Below are 18,550 nucleotides of genomic sequence, written 5' to 3' on the forward strand. Positions count from 1 at the left end.
AATCAGCAAGAAATAAAAAATTATCTTGAAAGTGGAATCCGAAAAACCTGAATTAATGTTTTTAGTGGACAATCTTGTTTTTACCAAAAAAAAGAAGCTGTCCTTTTGAGACAGCCTCTTTTTTTATGATTGAAGATTCAAAAAACCTCTGTCACTTTGTAACTTTGCTCCTTTGTAACTTATTACTTAATCGGTTTATCAACCACTGGTCTATTCTCTCTATTTGCTAAATCCCAAGCCAGTACAAAAGCCAGTTTTGTTCTTTTAGTTAAAGCATCGTATTCGATTTTTTGAGGTTCGTCGCCTTTACCGTGGTAATCTTCGTGAACTCCGTTGAAGAAGAAAATTGCCGGAATACCGTGTTTTGCGAAGTTATAGTGGTCAGAACGCTCGTAAAAATGATTTGGATCTGCTGGATCATTAAATTTAAAATCTAAGTCCATTTTGATGTATTTTTCATTTTGAGCCACAACCGCATTGTGTAAGTCAGATGATAATCTGTCAGCACCAATTACATACACATAATTGTTCGTATTAGCATGTTCAACATCGCGACGTCCGATCATGTCAATGTTGATATCTGAAATAGTATTAGCAATTGGAAATAAAGGATTCTCAGAATAAAAACGAGACCCGTGTAAACCATGTTCTTCACCAGTTACGTGTAAAAACAAGATAGAACGTTTTGGTCCGTGGCCTTGCTTTTTTGCTTTCGCGAAAGCTTTTGCCATTTCGATAACAGCAACAGTTCCGGAACCATCATCGTCAGCTCCGTTATACACTTCGCCGTCTTTAATTCCAACGTGATCGTAGTGAGCAGAAATTACCAAAACTTCATTTGGTTTTTCAGAACCTTCGATGTAAGCCCAGATATTTTCAGAATCAGGTAAATTTTGATTGCGTTTTGCATTTAAATATGATGCAGGAATATGCTGGTAATAATCCGATGCACCTTTTGGGAACGATACACCGTTTTTTTTGTATTGCTCAATCATATAAAGACCAGCTTTTTTCTGTCCTGCAGATCCAGTTTCACGACCCTGCATTTCATCTGAAGCAACAATATATAGCATTTTTTTTAGATCTTTTTCAGAGATAAGTTTCACGTATTTCGTTGGGTCCGAATTATCTTTAGATATAACTGACTGTGCATTTTTACATGAAAATGCTGAGGCAATTAATAATAGAATTACAATTTTTTTCATTTAATATTAGTGTAAATTGATAAATGTGTATAAAACATAAAATGTTAGTAAAAATAGAATAAAAAAGAAGTTAATAAAGAATAATATGACGCTTTTAACAAACGATACAATTCTGCTTTCTCCATAAAAACGATGGTGTGCAGGATAAAAATAATAACACATCCAAATTGTGCCTGCAACATTAACTATACTGGCAATAAAACTAATCGGGCTGTCCTCTCCAAATAATCCAACGACTCTTTCTACAATAAACATAATGAGGAAAATGAGCAGTAAAAACGAGAAATAATGCAGTGTAAAAATCCCGTGATCAAAATAATACCATTTCTTTTTGTTATGGAAAATCCATAGAAAGAAAGCGAAAAACGGCATGATTATAAACAGGATTTTGGGAATATTATGGAAAAAGGATTCAATGAATTTTGTTACAATTTCTCTTTTGGTATTATTCTCTGTAACATGAACTGATTTTTCATATAACCAGTATTCAAGCTCTGAGAGTTTTTCATCTTCCTTACCATACTTTTGAATCGAATCGATTTCTTTCATCGTTTTTAATTCAAAATGGGTTTTGTACTTACTTTTAACACCATCTTTATCCTGATTAATGAGTTTTGTAGAAATTTCTTTTTCACCTTTACTGATCTGATCGCCTACTTTACTTGGAAATATGGCAATTAAAAGAAAAGTAATAAAACTGATAAAAATATAAAGACGAACGGGCGCCAGATAAGACAATCTTTTTCCTGAAAGATATTCTTTTGTCAGTGTTGCCGGCTTAAAAAGAAGGTTGCGTATTGTTTTCCAAAAAGCATTTTCATAATGCGTTAAATCTTCAAAGAAATGAATAAACAAATGATGAAACGTTTTTCTGGAATCTGAATTTTCCTGTCCGCAGTTTGGACAAAATTTTTGTTCAACAACATACCTGCAGTTTAAACAGGTTTTGTCTTCTCTAATTTTGTTATGTGACATTGGTTATTTTTGGTTGATTTGATTTTGGTTATTGGTTTGCCCGCTGATTATACGGGTTAAACGGGTTTACAATGATTTTTGCTACGAATTACACGAATTTTCACGAATTAATTTTATTATAATCAGTGCAAACTCGTTTAATCAGTATCATCCGTGTGCCATAAAAGGTGTTATTTTTTAAGAACTTCGTTTAAAAAAAGCTGTAAATGTTCAAATGATCTTTTTGCAGCAACGGCATTGTAAGCAGCGCCTTTTGAATTGTCATTTCCGGCTTCAGGATTTGTAAAAGAGTGTACAGAATTTGCATAATAAATCATTTGCCAGTCGGCTTTTGCATCACGCATTTCCTGTTGAAAAGAGGCAATTTCTTCTTTTGGAACAAAAGGATCATCAGCTCCGTGACAAATTAAAACTTTAACTGAAGTTGGTTCGGTTTTTCTGGCTGCATCTTTACCTAAACCGCCATGAAATGAAGCAATTCCTTTTACGTTAAGATGTCCGCGAACCGCTTCAAGAACTCCGGTTCCTCCAAAACAATATCCAATAGCTGCAATATTATCAGCATTTGCCCCCGATTTTACTAATTCCTGCAAAGCTGCATTGATTCGTTTTTGATAAGCTTCGTAATTTGTTTTATAAAAACCGGCTTGTTTTCCCGCTTCAGATGTATTTTTAGGATAATTTCCTTCTCCATAAATATCAGCGATAAAAACATGGTAACCTAGTTTTGATAACTCTTCAGCAATTCCTTTTGAAGCATTATCGATTCCTAACCAGGCTGGTAACAGCAAGATTCCGGGATTGTTAGCGCTCTTTTTAGCAGATTTTATAAATAAACCATTCAATGTCTGGCTTCCTTCAGCATATTTTACGGGTTTTAATTGTGCATTCATAGTAGTTGAAAACAATATTGCGGCAAAAATAAGGGTGGCTAAATTTTTCATTTTTTTTACAATTTTTAACAAATATCAGAAATATTATGTTACAAAAAAACCTCGCAAGCTATTTCACGAGGTTTATTTAACACATTTTATCAACCAAAATTATTTTCCGGGATGATAGGTTCGTTCGGCATTTTTAAGAACGTCTTCTTTATAAAACAAAACATCTTTAAATTGCCCGTTTCTATACATTTCTGCCTGATCTGTAAAATGCTTTGAATTGGCATCGCCGCTGTTTCCGCCGGCAAGTAATGATTTTGCTTTTATTTTTGGTCCAAATTCAACAGCGCACACAAAACTGTTTCCATTGTAGCCGTATCGTTTTTTAGAATTATTTTGATAATTAGCTTTAAAAGAAGGTAAACTTCCCCAGGAACCGGGACCATAACCAATTGGTAAACTTGGTTTAGTATCATCATATTTTAAATCAATTTCGCCGCTTGAACGCTGAAAACGATTGACTTCGCCCCAGGCGGTTTTCCAAGTTCTCCATTTTGAGTTAAGTTCTTTTATAACTGTTTGCAGCTGCGGAATCATTTGCGATGCAACAGCATTTTTTGCAAAGTTTTTAGTGTTTTCAACCTGATCTAATTCTCCTTCATCAATATAAGCTTTCTGAATAATTGGGTCTAATTTATATGCCCATTCAACGGCTAAAGTTGTAGCAGCAGAATTTTCTTTGGCATAATAATCCCAGTTTTTCAGAATCGAAATAGGTTCTGCTAATTCCGAATATTCAACAGATTCCGGTTTTATATTTTTTTCGAATGCATCAATTAAGCTCGGAATTAATATTTCAAAAATGGACAATTTAGTATCATAACCATTGGCGATAACTTTGTCTAAAGTATATTTTTCGTTGTTACTGAAAATTCTAACAGCATTTACACCTCTAAAATTTTCACCGTCCGGTGCCATATATGGAATATAATTTTCTTTTTTCGGACTATTATTTCCTGCGACAGAAAATGGAGTAGAGTTACAGTTTTGAAGCCAGCCATTTACTGGATTATACAAATGAACTGTTTCATTAACATCATGCAATCCTTTCCATTGTGTTTCAGAAATTGAGCCGTCAATAACTTTTGCCCAATTTAAATTTTTATCCCGAATTGGAATAAAATTGCCGTGCCAATACGCAATATTTCCTTTGCTGTCAGCATAAACCGTATTATTAGAAGTATTGGCTTTTAAATCCATTGCTTTTTTGTAATCATCAAAATTAGTCGCTTTTGTTCTAACCCAGCTCTGAATCAAACTTGTCATCGAGCGATTATTCGATTTTAAACTAATCCATTTTCCATCACGTTTGGCCATAATTGGACCGTTATTCGTAGCGTAGGTTTTGAATTTCTTTGGAACTAGTTTTCCTTTTTCCAGATATTTTATCGTGATTTCTTTTTCAATAACGGGTAAAAGTTTAGAATCAAATTCGTAGAAAAATTTTCCATTTTTATTGGTGATTTTTTCGGCGTACATATCGGCAACATCAACATTTGAAGAAGTATGCATCCAGCCGCAATTTTTATTAAAACCCTGATAAATAAAAAACTGCCCCCAGGTTACGGCGCCATAAACATTTAAACCTTCTTCGCTTGAAATTTGTACTTCGGGCCTGAAATAAAATGTTGTATGCGGATTAATGTATAAAATCGAATTCCCACTTTCAGTTTTTGATGGAGCAAAGGCAAAACCATTTGAGCCTGTCTGCACATATTTTTCCCTTTCTACATACGCCACTTTATCAGTATTTCCAGAGTAAAAAGCTTTTAATTCTCCAGTTGAAAGATCTGCGGTACTAATGGCGCCAATACTTCCGTCAGTCCAAAGCAATGGAAACCACGGTTCAAAATGTGTTAAAAGTGCAGGTTTTACTTCGGGATGTTTGTAGAGATAAAAATTGATGGCATCGGCATAACTGTTCAAAAGTTTTTTAAGCCAGTCAGGTGCTTTTTTATAATCTGCTTTTGTTTCATCAACATCAATTAAAAGTTTAATTTCTAAATCATTGTATAAAACCGATTCGCCTTTAATTTCAGCAAGTCGACCTAATTTTTCTATATAATTCATTTCGATTCTTTTAAAATCGTCTTCGCATTGCGCATATAATAAACCAAAAACAGCATCGGCATCGGTTTTTCCGTAAACGTGCGGAATTCCCCAATTATCACGGATTATAGTAACTTTTTCAGCCAGTTTTTCTAATCGGCTAATTTCTTTTGTGCTGATTTTTTGTGCCGAAAGTTGAAAACTGAAACAGATAAAAAAAGTTATTTTTAAGATTTTAGAATACTGAAACATGTTTATTTGATATTAAATTTTTGCCCGGCCGTATAAATGCTCATTTCTAATTTTTCAATCGAAATGAGATTGTCTTTTTTAGCTTTTACAATACCTTTTGGATTTTTGAAAACAATCACTTCACTTTCTCCTGCAACTTCTACTTTGTTATTTCTAACAATAATAGCGGTTGCTTCGTCAATTCCAATTCCGGTTAAATCAGGAAATTCAATCAATGCAGAAAGCAAACGATTGTAACGGTTTCTCTTTAAAAAATGCTGATCGATAACAACCGTTTTTAATAAGCCCAAACCTTCATCAGTTTCGAGATTATCGTATTTAATAACAGAAAAAGTTCCTGTATACTCTTTTTGTAATTTTTGGTTTCCGGTAATCATTTTTTCAGACATTACGGCTGCTCCGGCGCTTGTTCCAGAAATTGTACTTCCGTTTTCGTACGCTTTTAAGATTGCCGTTTTTATGGGAGTATTATGAACAACTTTCATAAAACGGGTTTGATCGCCGCCGCTTATAAAAATCAATTTTGCTTTTTGAACTGAATCTGTCAGGGTTTTGTTTTGTGCTGTTTCTTTGTTGAAATTCAGCATCACAATTGGGTTTGATGTCAGTTTTACCATTTGTGTTTTAAAAAATATAAACGAACTGTCCGGTTCTTCGCTAGACATTGGTAAAACCACGATATAATCTTTTTTGCCCAATTCTGCTGCATCTAAAACCTGTTTCATTAAATCATCAGAACGATCGCCGCCGCCAATAATAAATAATTTTCCCTTTGGATTTTGCGCCTGAACAAAACAGCTTGTTAATAGCAAAGACAGAATTGTAAACGATTTGATAAGAAGCTTATTTTTCATGGTTTATCTTGGTTTAGTTTGGCTGATTTTCAATGAATTTTAAAAGAGAATTGTTGACAATAAATAAAACATCCTGTATTTTATCTAAATCTACTTTTGAAGCTATGTCTCGCGGCGTATGATAGTCATCGTGAAAGCCGCTGAAAAATGTCATAATCGGAATTCCTTTTGCGGTAAACGAAGCATAATCGCTTCCGGAATGTCCGTTAGTTTCCCATAAATCTAAAGTAAACGGATTTTGAAGTTTAGCGTTGCTTTCGCTGGCAATTTTCTTTAAGTATTCTGTTTCTTTTTGGGTTCCGATGCTAAGAATTCGATGGGTTTTATCTTCAGACGCACTTCTCGAAATCATATCCATATTGATACAGAGAAGTATTTTTTGATTTTTTAAATTCTGAGCAAAATATTCACTTCCTAGAAGTCCCATTTCTTCGGCAGTCCAGGATGCGAAGAGAATATTATATTTAGGCTGTATTTTAGATTCTGACCAGTTTTTTGCCAAAGCCAGCATTCCAGATGTTCCAGAAGCATTATCATCTGCACCATTATAAATAGAATCATTTTTAATTCCTAAATGATCGTAATGCGCACCAACGATAATTGTTTTTGTTGTGTCTTTTCCGGGAATAAACCCTAAAACATTTTGAACTGGAAATGTTTCAGATTGTAATTCTATCGAAAAATTGATTTTTACATTTTTTAATAGAGTAGAAGTGAACTCTTTTTTTGTTGAAATAGAAGTTCCTGAAAAAAGACTTTCTGCAGTTACTTTACTAATTCTAAAAACGGGAATTGCTTCTGATTTTGAGTTTTCTAAAGAATGAAAAACTTCGTTTTCTTTAGCGGTTTCAGGTTTAAAATTTTCTTTCGTATCAATAATAATCAATGCAATCGCACCGTTACTAATGGCAGTTTTTAGTTTGGTTTCCTCTAAATCATTTTCTTCGGGAAATATGTTTTTGAATTTTTTATATGCTGGAGAAGTGCTGTCGTTATCGTTTGGAAATCCGCTAAAAATAACAACGATTTTGTTTTTTACATTAAGGTTTTTGTAATCGTCGTAGTTTTCTTTTGATATATTTAAACCATAACCGGCAAAAACTACTTCGGCTTCTTTTTTCTGAATGGATTGCGAAATTGGAGTAACTTCAAAATCTTTTTCAGAAGATAGAGAAATGGTTTCTGCATTTCCCTTTTTGATTTCTAAAGTGGCTTTTTTTACGGAATGTTCCTGAATTTTAAATTCCTGAAAAAAGGATTTTCCGTTTTTATTATAGGGTTTCAGTTTATAAGAGTACATCGCAGATGCTATATAAGTGGCGGCTATATAACCGCCTTTTTGATTGGCTTTTCGGCCTTCCATATAATCAGAAGCTAAAACAGATAATGCTTCTGCAAAATCACTTTTTACAGGATTTGAAACCGTCGTTTGCGAAACAAGTATTGATTTACAAAAGAATAATGCAAAAAAGATTAGTATTCGTAAACGCATATTTCACCAGATAAATTAATTATAAAATGATATTTCTTTTAAAAGCACAGCCCAATTCAATAATAGAATCGGTTTTGGCGATTCCGGGAATATTGTCGATTTTCTCGTAAAGAATTCTTCGCATGTGTTCATGATTCTTTGCCACAATTTTGATGTAAAGCGTAAATGAACCCGTTACATAATAACATTCAGTAATTTCGGGAATATTTTTTAATTCTTCGATAATTCTGTCAGAATCAGAATCTTTGTTTAAAGTAATTCCGGTAAAAGATGCCCAGTCGAACCCAATTTTTTTCTCCTGAATAATAGGTTTTATACCGCCAATTATTCCTTGTTCTATTAATCGGTTAATGCGCTGGTGTACCATTGTATTTGATATTTTCAAATTGGCAGCAATGGCAGAAAAAGCCATTCTTCCGTCTTTTTCTAATTCTTTAATTATATTGATATCAAATTCGTCTAAATTATCCATTTCGTAATGTTAATTTTGTTTTTTCAAATTTTGTTTTTGAAAATAAATATGTTTTTTCAGATGTCCCGATGGGACATTTTAACGTGATTAAATTATTTTTTTTCTACCGATCTGTAACTCCTATGGAGTTAAGCTGCTAAACGTTTCATTTTTTTAATCTTTATTTGAAATAAATTCTTGTTTTACTGTATAGTCCTTATGGGACATTTTAACGTTGTCTTATTCTTTGATTTCTACCGATATCTAACTTCTAACGGAGTTGTGCTGCTAAACGTTTATTTTCAAAATATTTTGTTTGAAATAAATTCGTGTTTTACTGTATAGTCCCTACGGGACATTTTATCGTTGTCTTATTCTTTTCCCTACCGATATTTAACTCCTAACGGAGTTGCGCTGCTATTGATTTTATTTTCCATAATTCATTATGAATTATTGATGATATTACCCTTTTTTAAACATTTATCCATCATTTCAAAGGTATCTCGTAGAGATAAAATATCGGTAGCATTAAATATATCGTCCCCAGCAATTAGTCCCGTAGGGACTACACTATATAACCATAAAAGTAGCCATTTTTTTTAATAAAAGATTATAAAGTCAAAATTTCTAAAAATTAAATTTGATTCTATATTGTTTTAAAAACACCTATTTTGACTTTGTAATCGTTAATATGAAGTCAAAATATACTTTTTAAGCTTGTGGATTTAGAAAATTTATTACTTTTGCTTTTTTAAAGTTAAATATCATGACACATACAGAAAACGCACTTTCGTCAAAATCAGAAATTTTGATTGAAAAAGAGAATAAATACGGAGCTCATAATTATCATCCGCTTCCTGTGGTTTTAGAAAGAGGAGAAGGAGTTTATGTATGGGATGTTGACGGGAAAAAATACTACGATTTTTTATCGGCTTATTCTGCAGTAAATCAAGGACACTGTCATCCTAAAATTGTAAAAGCAATGGTAGATCAGGCGCAGACACTAACGCTGACTTCTCGTGCTTTTTACAATGATAAATTAGGAAATTACGAAGAATACGTAACGAAATATTTTGGCTTTGATAAAGTACTGCCAATGAATACTGGTGCCGAAGCGGTTGAAACTGCTTTGAAAGTTTGTAGAAAATGGGCATATGAAGTAAAAGGAATTCCTGAAAATCAGGCGCAGGTAATTGTTTGTGAAAACAATTTTCACGGAAGAACCACTACAATTATTTCATTTTCAAATGATGAAACGGCTCGTAAAAACTTTGGACCATTTACAGATGGATTTATAAAAATTGAATACGATAATCTTGAAGCTCTTGAAAAAGCTTTAGAATCATCAAAAAACATAGCGGGATTTTTGGTTGAACCAATTCAGGGCGAAGCTGGAGTTTATGTTCCGTCAGAAGGATATTTGGCAAAAGCAAAAGCATTGTGTGAGAAACATAATGTTTTATTTATTGCAGATGAAGTTCAAACCGGAATTGCACGTACTGGAAAATTATTAGCGGTTCACCACGAAAATGTGCAGCCTGATATTTTGATTTTAGGAAAAGCAATTTCTGGCGGTGTTTATCCTGTTTCGGCAGTTTTGTGTAACAACGAAATTATGAATGTTATTAAACCGGGTCAGCACGGATCTACTTTTGGAGGAAATCCTGTTGCGGCGGCGGTTGCCATTGCGGCTCTTGAAGTTGTTAAAGAAGAAAAACTGGCTGAAAATGCAGAACGTTTAGGAGTTATTTTAAGAAAAGGTTTAAACGAAATTGCTGAAAGAAATAACTTAATTACGCTTGTTCGCGGTAAAGGTCTTTTGAATGCCATTGTAATTAACAGCGGTGAAGATTCTGATTTAGCATGGGAAATCTGCCTTAAATTTAGAGACAACGGATTATTGGCAAAACCTACACACGGAAACAAAATTAGATTTGCTCCGCCATTAGTAATGACTGAAGATCAAATTAAAGAATGTCTTGAAATTATTGAGAAATCTTTAAATGAATTTAAATCGTAAAAGACTTTCGTAAAAATTAAAATATATAAAACAGCTGCAAGATTTTGCAGCTGTTTTTATTTTTTAATAAAAACTGTAACTTTTATTTAATATAACAGAATTTAAATAAAAGTTAATTTTTTATTATTTGAAAAAGCTTATATAGTCCATGTTTTCAATAAAGTTATTTTCTAAATGTTTTTTTAACTTAATAAATGTAATAAATAAGTATTGTATTACAATTTTAATTTCGTTTATTTGCATTTTTTTAACAAATGTTTATAAAATAAATTATATGAAGCATCTTTTTACGTTTGTTCTATTTGCAGTTTACGCTTTATCTAATGCGCAACAAAAAATTACATTCACATATGATACAGCTGGAAATCAGTTAAGCCGGGTTTTATGCCTTAGTGGTTGCACCTCAAAGCCAGCCAGAGATATTAAAGAAATCGAAGCAGTTGTAGAGGAAGATCTGCAAAAATTCTTTCCAGAAGATTTAATTTCTTATTATCCCAATCCTGTGAAAGAAGAATTATATCTTAAATGGGAATTAATAAACGATAATAAAGTCTCTTCAGTAATAATATATGGATTGAATGGTCAGACATTAAAATCATACTCTAAAATAGAAAGTGTTAATTCTTTGAATATTTCTTTTCAAGGATATTCAATAGGTGTCTATATAATTGTTTTAAACTACAAAAATGGAGACCAAAAATCAATCAAAATAATTAAACAATAAAGTTATTATGAAACAATTCTACTTATTCATTTTACTTATTTTCACTTCTTTAGGTTTTTCTCAAAATTTTACAGATACAAAAGGTGAATTGCAAATTTCCGCTTCTGGCACTGCAACTTATACTTTACCAATTGCAGTTTCACCTAGTATAAAAGGGGTTGCTCCTACAATAAATCTTAATTATAGCAGTGGCGTAAGGGGTGGTATTGCTGGACAAGGCTGGAGTATTAATAGTATTTCAACAATCAGCAGGATAGCTACCCGTCGTGATATTGATGGCTATGTTGATGGTGTCGATTTTGACGCTGATGATAAATTAGCTCTGGATGGACAAAGACTATTACTGAAAACAGGAATGTATTGGGCTGCAAATTCTACTTACGAAACGGAATATAAAAGCAATACCAGAATCGAATTAAAAATTGAAGGTACTACAACTTATTTTATTGTAACAGCCCCTGATGGTTCAAGAAGCTGGTATGGTTCTAAAGGATCAGGAAGTTTACAGAATTCAGTTTCTGTGAATTCATGGTATATAGTTCACTTTGAAGATGTATACGGTAATTTTATTGATTACAATTACAAAACGGTTACTTATAATAGTACAAATCAGTTATATATTGATAATATTGCTTTTAGTGGAAATGCAGTGGCAGGAATTGCAGCTCAAAATAAAATTACTTTTACTTATAGAGATGCAAGACGTGTTGAAAGAGATTATTTAAAAGGTGTAGCGATATATGCAACTAAAATACTAGAAAATATTCAGGTAATTGCTAATAATACATATTTTAGGACATATACACTATCTCACACTTTTGATACTGTTTTAGGTTACGAGAGATTAACTAGTATACAGGAACTTAACGGTTTTAATGAACAATCAAATCCTGTAGTTTTTGAATATAATACTAGCCCGTCTACACCACAAAGAACAGAAAAAGAATATGTTAATAACCTTGATTTTAACGGAGTTGATCTGGCAGGAGATTTTGATGGGGATGGGCGATTAGATTTTACAGCGGTTGGAAATTTATACAATAATTTGTTTAAAAACGATAGTGGGCAAAATCCGATAAATATATCAGGACTCTCATCATTGTATAAATCCACTATAACTACTCTCAAAAATAGTAAAATCAATCAGTTTAATTCTATTTTAAATCTGCAAAATGATGAATTAAATAGTCTTACGTTTGGAGTTTTTAGCTTGAACAATAATGCTTTATTATTGGATTATACTAAAACTATTGATATACCAAATTCTGGAGAATGTAATTCTAATTGTGTTCCTAATAGATGTACTGACGATGGATTTGTAAAAAAACACAATGAATACATTGAAGGAGATTTTAATGGTGATGGTATTTCTGAATTATTGATTTTAGGGTATTCAGAATATAGAAATTATAATTCTGAAGATCCAACAAAAAGAGATTGTGTATTTGAGGAAACTGTAGGTTCTACACCGAATATCTGTCGTTTGTTAGATCTTAATCCTTCTAGTTCTATTACTTTAGGGACGATTGGTTATGCAAACATTGGAACTACTCTTGCTAGTAATTTAAAAGGGGATAAAAGAATGGTTGCTGATTGGAATGGAGATGGGAAATCAGATATTTTAGTAATTAGTGGAAATAAGACCTATAAAATAGTAGGCTTTAAACAGCTTGTTGCTGCTCCATGGGTACAATTAGAAATTATTGGCTCAGGAACATTAGATCAATATTCAAACACAAAGCAATTGCTTTTAGGAGATTTTAATGGGGATGGAAAAACTGATATTATGATTCCAACCAGCGAAGGAGCGGCGAATGCAGTTCAATGGAACATTTACTACAGTAATCCTAATCCTGCCGGAGGAGAATTTTTCGTAAAAGAATTTCTTGATATTGTAGAATACTGGCCTGATACGGGCAGTACTTATAATACCCAGAGACATTTCAGCAGTTATTTTGCGATGGACATAAATAAGGATGGTAAATCTGATTTAGTACGTGTCTGGAGAAAATATTATAAAGATGACTGGAGTATAAATAATCATGATACTCAGTGGCAGGTAACAGGTTTTTCAAATAATATTGGTAAAGTTGGCGGATCGGGCTTTGCTTTAGCCTATGACTCTACTGTTTTTACTTCAAACTCACCTGATATTCCAATTCCTCTTACTTCTAATTATAGGTACGATGGAGGTAATACCGATTTGGTTTTAGTGCGCGGCCATTATACTAAAATTGAATATTATCAATTTAACAAAAATGTCGATACCGAAAACAGGTTAAAATCTGTAACGGAATCAAACGGTAATATTAAGCAGACTATTGATTACCTGCCAATGGAGGCAGTTGGTGGAGGTTTAGGAAGTGCTTCTACAGATTTTTATTCTTCTGCAGATGCTGTGACTTATCCTAATATAGAAGTTATAAGAAACACTGAAAGTTATTTAGTCTCTAAATTAACAGCAACCATAAATGGGGTTTCTAAATATCAGGATTTTAGGTATAGAGGATATGTTTCAAACTATAATTATGGAACTGTAGGTTTTACAAGAACCACTCGAAGCAGCTGGTATTTATCTGCTCCAGATACTAAACTTTGGACGACACAGTATAATGATACTGCATTAAGAGGCGCGAATACTATCACCTGGACAAGTACCAATCCTTTAACGGTTTTTGATGCTGTACCTACGGGATTAGTGTCAACTAAAACCAATGTTTTTTCAACGTACACCAATCCAGCATCAAAAGTTTATAATGTATTGTTAGATTCACAGACAACCGTTGATGCTTTGTCGGGTATAAAATCTGAAAACACCTATACTTATGATGGTACCGTAACTTCAGCCAGTTATTACGGTCTGGAAACAAAAAGTGTTTCTAAACAATACAATGTATCAACACTTCAGGGATCAGTCACAACAGATTCGCAATATGATAATAATCCCACAGGCGCGGGCAGTGCATATTATATCGGAAGACCTAAAAAAGTAAATACATTAGCTAATAATGCGGTTTCAGGGGACACACGTACCTCTGAGGAAGCTTATACGTATAGCGGATTTAATTTAACCAAAACCGAAAAGAAAGGCCATAATACCTACGCTTTAGTAGAAGATATGACTTATGACGGACTTGGCAACCTGCTGACCAAAACAGTTTCAGCTCCAGGAGCCCCTGCACCGGTTCCGGCAGCAAGAACTATTACCGATGAATACGATGCTGGAAAACGTTTTGTAGTTAAAAAAACGGACCATCAGGGATTCATTACCAACTATGTTTATAACAATCTGGGGCAGGTAACAAAGTCAACAGATTATATGGGAGTTGTCAGCGATTTTATTTATGATAACTGGGGAAAATTAACCAACACTACAATTACTGGTTCTTCTACTACGCCTATTTCTACAACAATTGTATACGCAAAATTAGGAACAGGAGGGTATACAACAACAACTACGAATAACCTGGATGCCAAAACAGTAGTTGAATATGATGTTATAGGACGAGCAGTTAAGAATTCTGCAAAAGGATTTGCTGCCAATACCATGGTGACCAAGCAGGTTGTATATGATGGTTTAGGAAGGAAACAAAAAGAAAGCGAGCCGTATTTCTCAACACCAAGTTTGTGGACCAGTTATGAGTATGATTACCTGATGAGGCCGACAAAAATTACAGCTCCAACCGGAAAAATACAAACTTTATCTTATTCCGTTTTAACCACCACCAGTACAGATGATGGTAAAGTTACCACAGCAACTGTAGATGCTTTGGGTAATAAAGTCCAGACTACAGATCCGGGAGGGACGATTAATTTTACTTATTTTGCAAATGGCCAGTTAAAAGAATCCGATTATCAGGGGAACAAAGTAAAAATAGATATTGACGGATGGGGCAATAAGATCAGAATGGAAGACCCTAGTGCCGGAGTTTATACGTACAGCTACGATGCTTTTGGCCAGCTGAAAACGGAAACAACTCCAAACGGAACCACTTCGTTGGTATATGATGCGGCAGGTAAAACCACTGAAAAAACAATTGCAGGAACACTTACTAACAGTAAAACTACCTACGCCTACAATACTTTGAACCAAATAACAAGCAGTACTTATGTAGACAATATTGAAACAAAAACAACTACAAATGTTTATGAGTATGATACACTTAAGAGATTGTATAAAACTACCGAAACAACCCCTTATGCTGTTTTTGTTAAACAATTAGCTTATGATAGTCTAGGAAGAGTAGAGAAAGAAACTTCTACAGCGACTGCTTCAGGTAAAACAAGTTCTAAAACCGTAAAAAACACTTATCAAAATGGTTTCCCATGGCAGATTTTGGATGACGCTACCCAGCAGGTTTTATGGCAGACTAACAGTTTAAATGAGAGGGGCCAGCTCTTGACAGCAGCTTTTGGCAACGGTATAGGGATAACCAATACATACGATCAATATGGTTATGTTAAGCAGATTAAACATGATAAAACAAGTCCGACGGCTGTCAATATCATGACCCTGAATACTGATTTTGAAATAAAGAGAGGAAACCTGAACAGCCGTACCAACAGCTTATTCAGTCGAAATGAAACCTATAAATATGATGGTTTAGACCGTTTAACAGAATATACAAACGGACTGGGTATTCAGGAAACACAGGTTTATGACGATAAAGGAAGGATTACCCAAAACAGTGTCGGGACTTATGAGTATGATACGGCTAAAACCTATCAGAATAAAGCTATAACCCCAACTCAGGAAGCTGTAGGATATTATGGGAACAGAGAAGGAATCTTTAATGACAGTATGGAAGACCGCACAGGATGGGGAACAGAAAGATCGCCTGCGACTGTGTTTTACAGTTATGATAATGTTACGGCAGCCCATACAGGTAAAAATTCTTTAAAACTAGCAAATGCCCTTACATCAGAGCAGTATGTGTATTCTGATAAATGGGCAGATATCAATAATACTGCGACAACAGATTATACTTATTCTGCATGGGTATACAGCAGCAGCCCACAGGCAGAACTTGTTCTTGTAATGAAAGATGCACAAGGGGTCTTGAGCTATAATACTGTAGTATCAAATGTAACAGGAAGCTGGACACAGGTTACTAAAACATTTTCAGTTCCGGCTAACATTAAAAAAATCCGTCTGCGTTTAGATAACAACGGACAGGGAAATATCTGGTTTGATGATGTGCAGATACGTAAAACAAGTGATGCTGCTACAGCAGTAAGAGCCTTGAATATAACCTACAATACCTTTAAAAGTCCGGTACAGATTGAAGAAACCGGAGTAGATAAAATAAGTTTTACTTATAATGACGGTAATGACAGAAGCTCAATGTTTTATGGAGGCCAGCAAAGCGATAAACTCTTAAGGACCTTCCGTAAGCATTATTCAGCAGACGGCACCATGGAGGTGAAACACAATATTGTTACCGGTACTGTTGAGTTTGTGATTTACATAGGCGGTGATGGATACAGTGCTCCAGTAGTGTTAAAAAGTGACGGAACCACACAGAATTATTTATATTTACACAGGGATTATCAGGGAACAATCACAGCTGTTTCAGACCAGTCTGGAGCAGTTGTAGAAAAGAGGTTATTTGATGCCTGGGGTAATATTGTAAAAGTTCAGGACGGAGCAGGTAATATTTTATCTGGTTTAACCGTTTTAGACAGAGGATATACAGGCCATGAACATCTGCAGAGTATTGGGCTTATACATATGAACGGCCGTTTATATGACCCAAAACTACATAGGTTCTTGCAGCCGGATAATTATATACAAGAGCCTTATAATACACAGAATTACAATAAATATGGTTATGTATTAAATAATCCGTTAAAGTATACAGATCCAAGCGGGGAATATGCGGAAATTGGATTTTTAGCAGTAGTTGGTATTGGGGCAGCTATTGCAGCGTTAACATACACTATAACAGCATTAGTAGCTGATGTCCCTTTTAGTATTGGCGGTTTAGTGAAAGCAACTTTTATTGGAGCTGCGACATCTGCTGTAACGTTTGGTATTGGAAGTGCAGCAGGAAGTTTGTTTAGTAATTTCTACTCGCAAGCTGCCTTTCAGGCAGCGGCACATGGAACTTTTCAAGGTGGTATGACTGCTATTTCAGGAGGTAAATTCTGGAGCGGTTTTGCAGCAGGAGCTTTAAGTAGTATCGCGTCAAGTGCATGGGGTGGAGGAATGAGCTCAGAAACGGTAGATAATGTTACAACTGAAACAATGCATCAAGGAATCAGCGGGGCGACGGGTCTGAATAATGGGTTTGGTACAATTGCCTTTGGTACCGTTTCAGGGGGTGCTGGGGCAGCCCTTACAGGCGGTAATTTTTGGCAGGGCGCAGTTACAGGATTATTTGTAAGTGTATTAAATCATTCTTTTCATGAAAGTGGAGACCCAAATGGTACAGGCTTAAGTACGAGAAGATATCATAAAGATGAAAATGGTAATATAGACAGCGAAAGTTTAAATTATTTTCCGAGAGGAGATACATCATTATTTAGTAGAGCAGAATCGGAACCGTTGCGTCTAGGAGAATTAACAGTATATGGACATGCTAACCATCAGGGACTTTTTGATATTTTTAATTACAATCAAAATATGGGAGTTTCTAATGTTTTGAAATCTGATAGTGCTATGTGGCGAGATTTTGTAAGTGGAAAAACAAATAGTTTAACCATGGTTTTAAAGGCATGTTATTCGGGTAGTTTAGAGTTTCAAAATAATATATCACGAGTATTAACAAAACAAAACTCAGGATTAACCATTTATAGTGCTTCTCACAATTGGGGATCAGATGGTAGGGTATTTTATACGAAAGCAAATAAAGTAAGACATGATGGTGCTGGTTTTAATAAATATCAAGATGGTAGATATCTTAATCAAGTTAAAAAGAAATAGTTCAAAGTATAACTAAAGTAAATTCTACATGAAAAATTTGAAATTATTAATAATCATTTGTTGTTTATCACTAATTATATGTTGTCAAGAAAAAGAAAAAGATAAAGATAAAGATATTAGAATTATTGATTCTAATAAAGAAAACTTTAAAAAATCAAAATATTTTAAAGAAGACAGAATTAAAGACAATAAATATAATGTTAAATATTATGGAAATGATCGTTCGTTTGGAGAGCTAGAGCTTTATTATTCTTATAATAATTCAAGAGTTGAAGAACTTTTACCATATTCTTTAATAATTGTAGAAAAATATAAGAAGTATAAACATTGTACAACTGTATTCAATAATTTAATAGAATTTTATACGGGAAAAGATTTTCAGTATGATGGTACAGAAACTAGTTTAGTATTATATCTAAAGAATCTTGAAAAATTAAATCAAGATCAAAAAAACTATTTGTTGTATTTTTTAAAATTGGGAGGTGGCAATAATGATTTTGGTAGTATCAATTATTTGAGATTATTAAATAGAGAAGGAATCGGTATGGAAAAAAACTTAAAGAAAGCAGATAGTTTAAATGGAGTTTTAAATAAATTTCCACGTTCTGTAAAAAAGTTTTGATAAAATAAAGCCCTCATAGTTTATTATACATTCTAATGAA

At 33.8% G+C, this 18,550-nt stretch carries 11 protein-coding genes; 4 read left to right on the plus strand and 7 right to left on the minus strand.

Features of this window, described 5'->3' with window-relative positions; all coding sequences use genetic code 11:
* Window positions 1-182: 182 nt before the first annotated feature.
* The 7 genes from LUU93_RS18940 to LUU93_RS18970 form a co-directional block, all read right to left on the minus strand.
* Window positions 183-1,205 (minus strand): M28 family peptidase, encoded by a 1,023-nt coding sequence (locus tag LUU93_RS18940; RefSeq protein WP_232682715.1) that lies wholly within the window; start codon window positions 1,203-1,205, stop codon window positions 183-185.
* 6 nt (window positions 1,206-1,211) lie between these two features.
* Window positions 1,212-2,180 carry a DUF3667 domain-containing protein gene (locus tag LUU93_RS18945; protein WP_232682716.1) on the minus strand — a complete coding sequence of 323 codons (969 nt, stop codon included), beginning with the start codon at window positions 2,178-2,180 and terminating at the stop codon, window positions 1,212-1,214.
* Window positions 2,181-2,350: 170 nt separating this feature from the next.
* A complete protein-coding gene (locus LUU93_RS18950) occupies window positions 2,351-3,124 on the minus strand; it encodes a dienelactone hydrolase family protein (RefSeq protein WP_232682717.1) in 774 nt (257 codons plus the stop codon).
* Between the two features lie 99 nt (window positions 3,125-3,223).
* Complete coding sequence (locus LUU93_RS18955; protein WP_232682719.1) at window positions 3,224-5,422, minus strand: penicillin acylase family protein; 2,199 nt, start codon at window positions 5,420-5,422, stop codon at window positions 3,224-3,226.
* Between the two features lie 2 nt (window positions 5,423-5,424).
* On the minus strand, window positions 5,425-6,276 hold the full coding sequence (locus LUU93_RS18960) for a cyanophycinase (RefSeq protein WP_232682720.1): 852 nt from the start codon (window positions 6,274-6,276) through the stop codon (window positions 5,425-5,427).
* Window positions 6,277-6,289: 13 nt separating this feature from the next.
* Entirely contained in the window at window positions 6,290-7,768 is a 1,479-nt protein-coding gene (locus LUU93_RS18965; RefSeq protein WP_232682721.1) for a M20/M25/M40 family metallo-hydrolase, read from the minus strand.
* 19 nt (window positions 7,769-7,787) lie between these two features.
* Window positions 7,788-8,240 (minus strand): Lrp/AsnC family transcriptional regulator, encoded by a 453-nt coding sequence (locus LUU93_RS18970; protein WP_232682722.1) that lies wholly within the window; start codon window positions 8,238-8,240, stop codon window positions 7,788-7,790.
* A gap of 745 nt (window positions 8,241-8,985) precedes the next feature.
* Here LUU93_RS18970 and rocD point away from each other — a divergent pair.
* The 4 genes from rocD to LUU93_RS18990 all read left to right on the plus strand — a co-directional run bounded on the left by rocD (window position 8,986) and on the right by LUU93_RS18990 (window position 18,510).
* On the plus strand, window positions 8,986-10,239 hold the full coding sequence (gene rocD / locus LUU93_RS18975; protein WP_232682723.1) for an ornithine--oxo-acid transaminase: 1,254 nt from the start codon (window positions 8,986-8,988) through the stop codon (window positions 10,237-10,239).
* A gap of 274 nt (window positions 10,240-10,513) precedes the next feature.
* Window positions 10,514-10,963, plus strand: a complete 450-nt coding sequence (locus tag LUU93_RS18980) for a T9SS type A sorting domain-containing protein (RefSeq protein ID WP_232682724.1) — start codon at window positions 10,514-10,516, stop codon at window positions 10,961-10,963.
* Window positions 10,964-10,970: 7 nt separating this feature from the next.
* Window positions 10,971-17,888, plus strand: coding sequence for an RHS repeat-associated core domain-containing protein (locus tag LUU93_RS18985; protein WP_232682725.1), 6,918 nt, complete (start codon window positions 10,971-10,973; stop codon window positions 17,886-17,888).
* Between the two features lie 28 nt (window positions 17,889-17,916).
* Window positions 17,917-18,510: a hypothetical protein gene (locus tag LUU93_RS18990; RefSeq protein ID WP_232682727.1), complete on the plus strand. Its 594-nt coding sequence runs from the start codon at window positions 17,917-17,919 to the stop codon at window positions 18,508-18,510.
* The last annotated feature ends 40 nt before the right edge of the window (window positions 18,511-18,550 follow it).

Source organism: Flavobacterium soyae (genome assembly GCF_021245985.1).
Taxonomy (GTDB): domain Bacteria; phylum Bacteroidota; class Bacteroidia; order Flavobacteriales; family Flavobacteriaceae; genus Flavobacterium; species Flavobacterium soyae.

Coding starts and splice junctions, on each gene's coding strand:
- LUU93_RS18940 (WP_232682715.1), bottom strand. CDS start 1,205: ATGAAAAAAATTGTAATTCTATTATTAATTGCCTCAGCATTTTCATGT.
- LUU93_RS18945 (WP_232682716.1), bottom strand. CDS start 2,180: ATGTCACATAACAAAATTAGAGAAGACAAAACCTGTTTAAACTGCAGG.
- LUU93_RS18950 (WP_232682717.1), bottom strand. CDS start 3,124: ATGAAAAATTTAGCCACCCTTATTTTTGCCGCAATATTGTTTTCAACT.
- LUU93_RS18955 (WP_232682719.1), bottom strand. CDS start 5,422: ATGTTTCAGTATTCTAAAATCTTAAAAATAACTTTTTTTATCTGTTTC.
- LUU93_RS18960 (WP_232682720.1), bottom strand. CDS start 6,276: ATGAAAAATAAGCTTCTTATCAAATCGTTTACAATTCTGTCTTTGCTA.
- LUU93_RS18965 (WP_232682721.1), bottom strand. CDS start 7,768: ATGCGTTTACGAATACTAATCTTTTTTGCATTATTCTTTTGTAAATCA.
- LUU93_RS18970 (WP_232682722.1), bottom strand. CDS start 8,240: ATGGATAATTTAGACGAATTTGATATCAATATAATTAAAGAATTAGAA.
- rocD (WP_232682723.1), top strand. CDS start 8,986: ATGACACATACAGAAAACGCACTTTCGTCAAAATCAGAAATTTTGATT.
- LUU93_RS18980 (WP_232682724.1), top strand. CDS start 10,514: ATGAAGCATCTTTTTACGTTTGTTCTATTTGCAGTTTACGCTTTATCT.
- LUU93_RS18985 (WP_232682725.1), top strand. CDS start 10,971: ATGAAACAATTCTACTTATTCATTTTACTTATTTTCACTTCTTTAGGT.
- LUU93_RS18990 (WP_232682727.1), top strand. CDS start 17,917: ATGAAAAATTTGAAATTATTAATAATCATTTGTTGTTTATCACTAATT.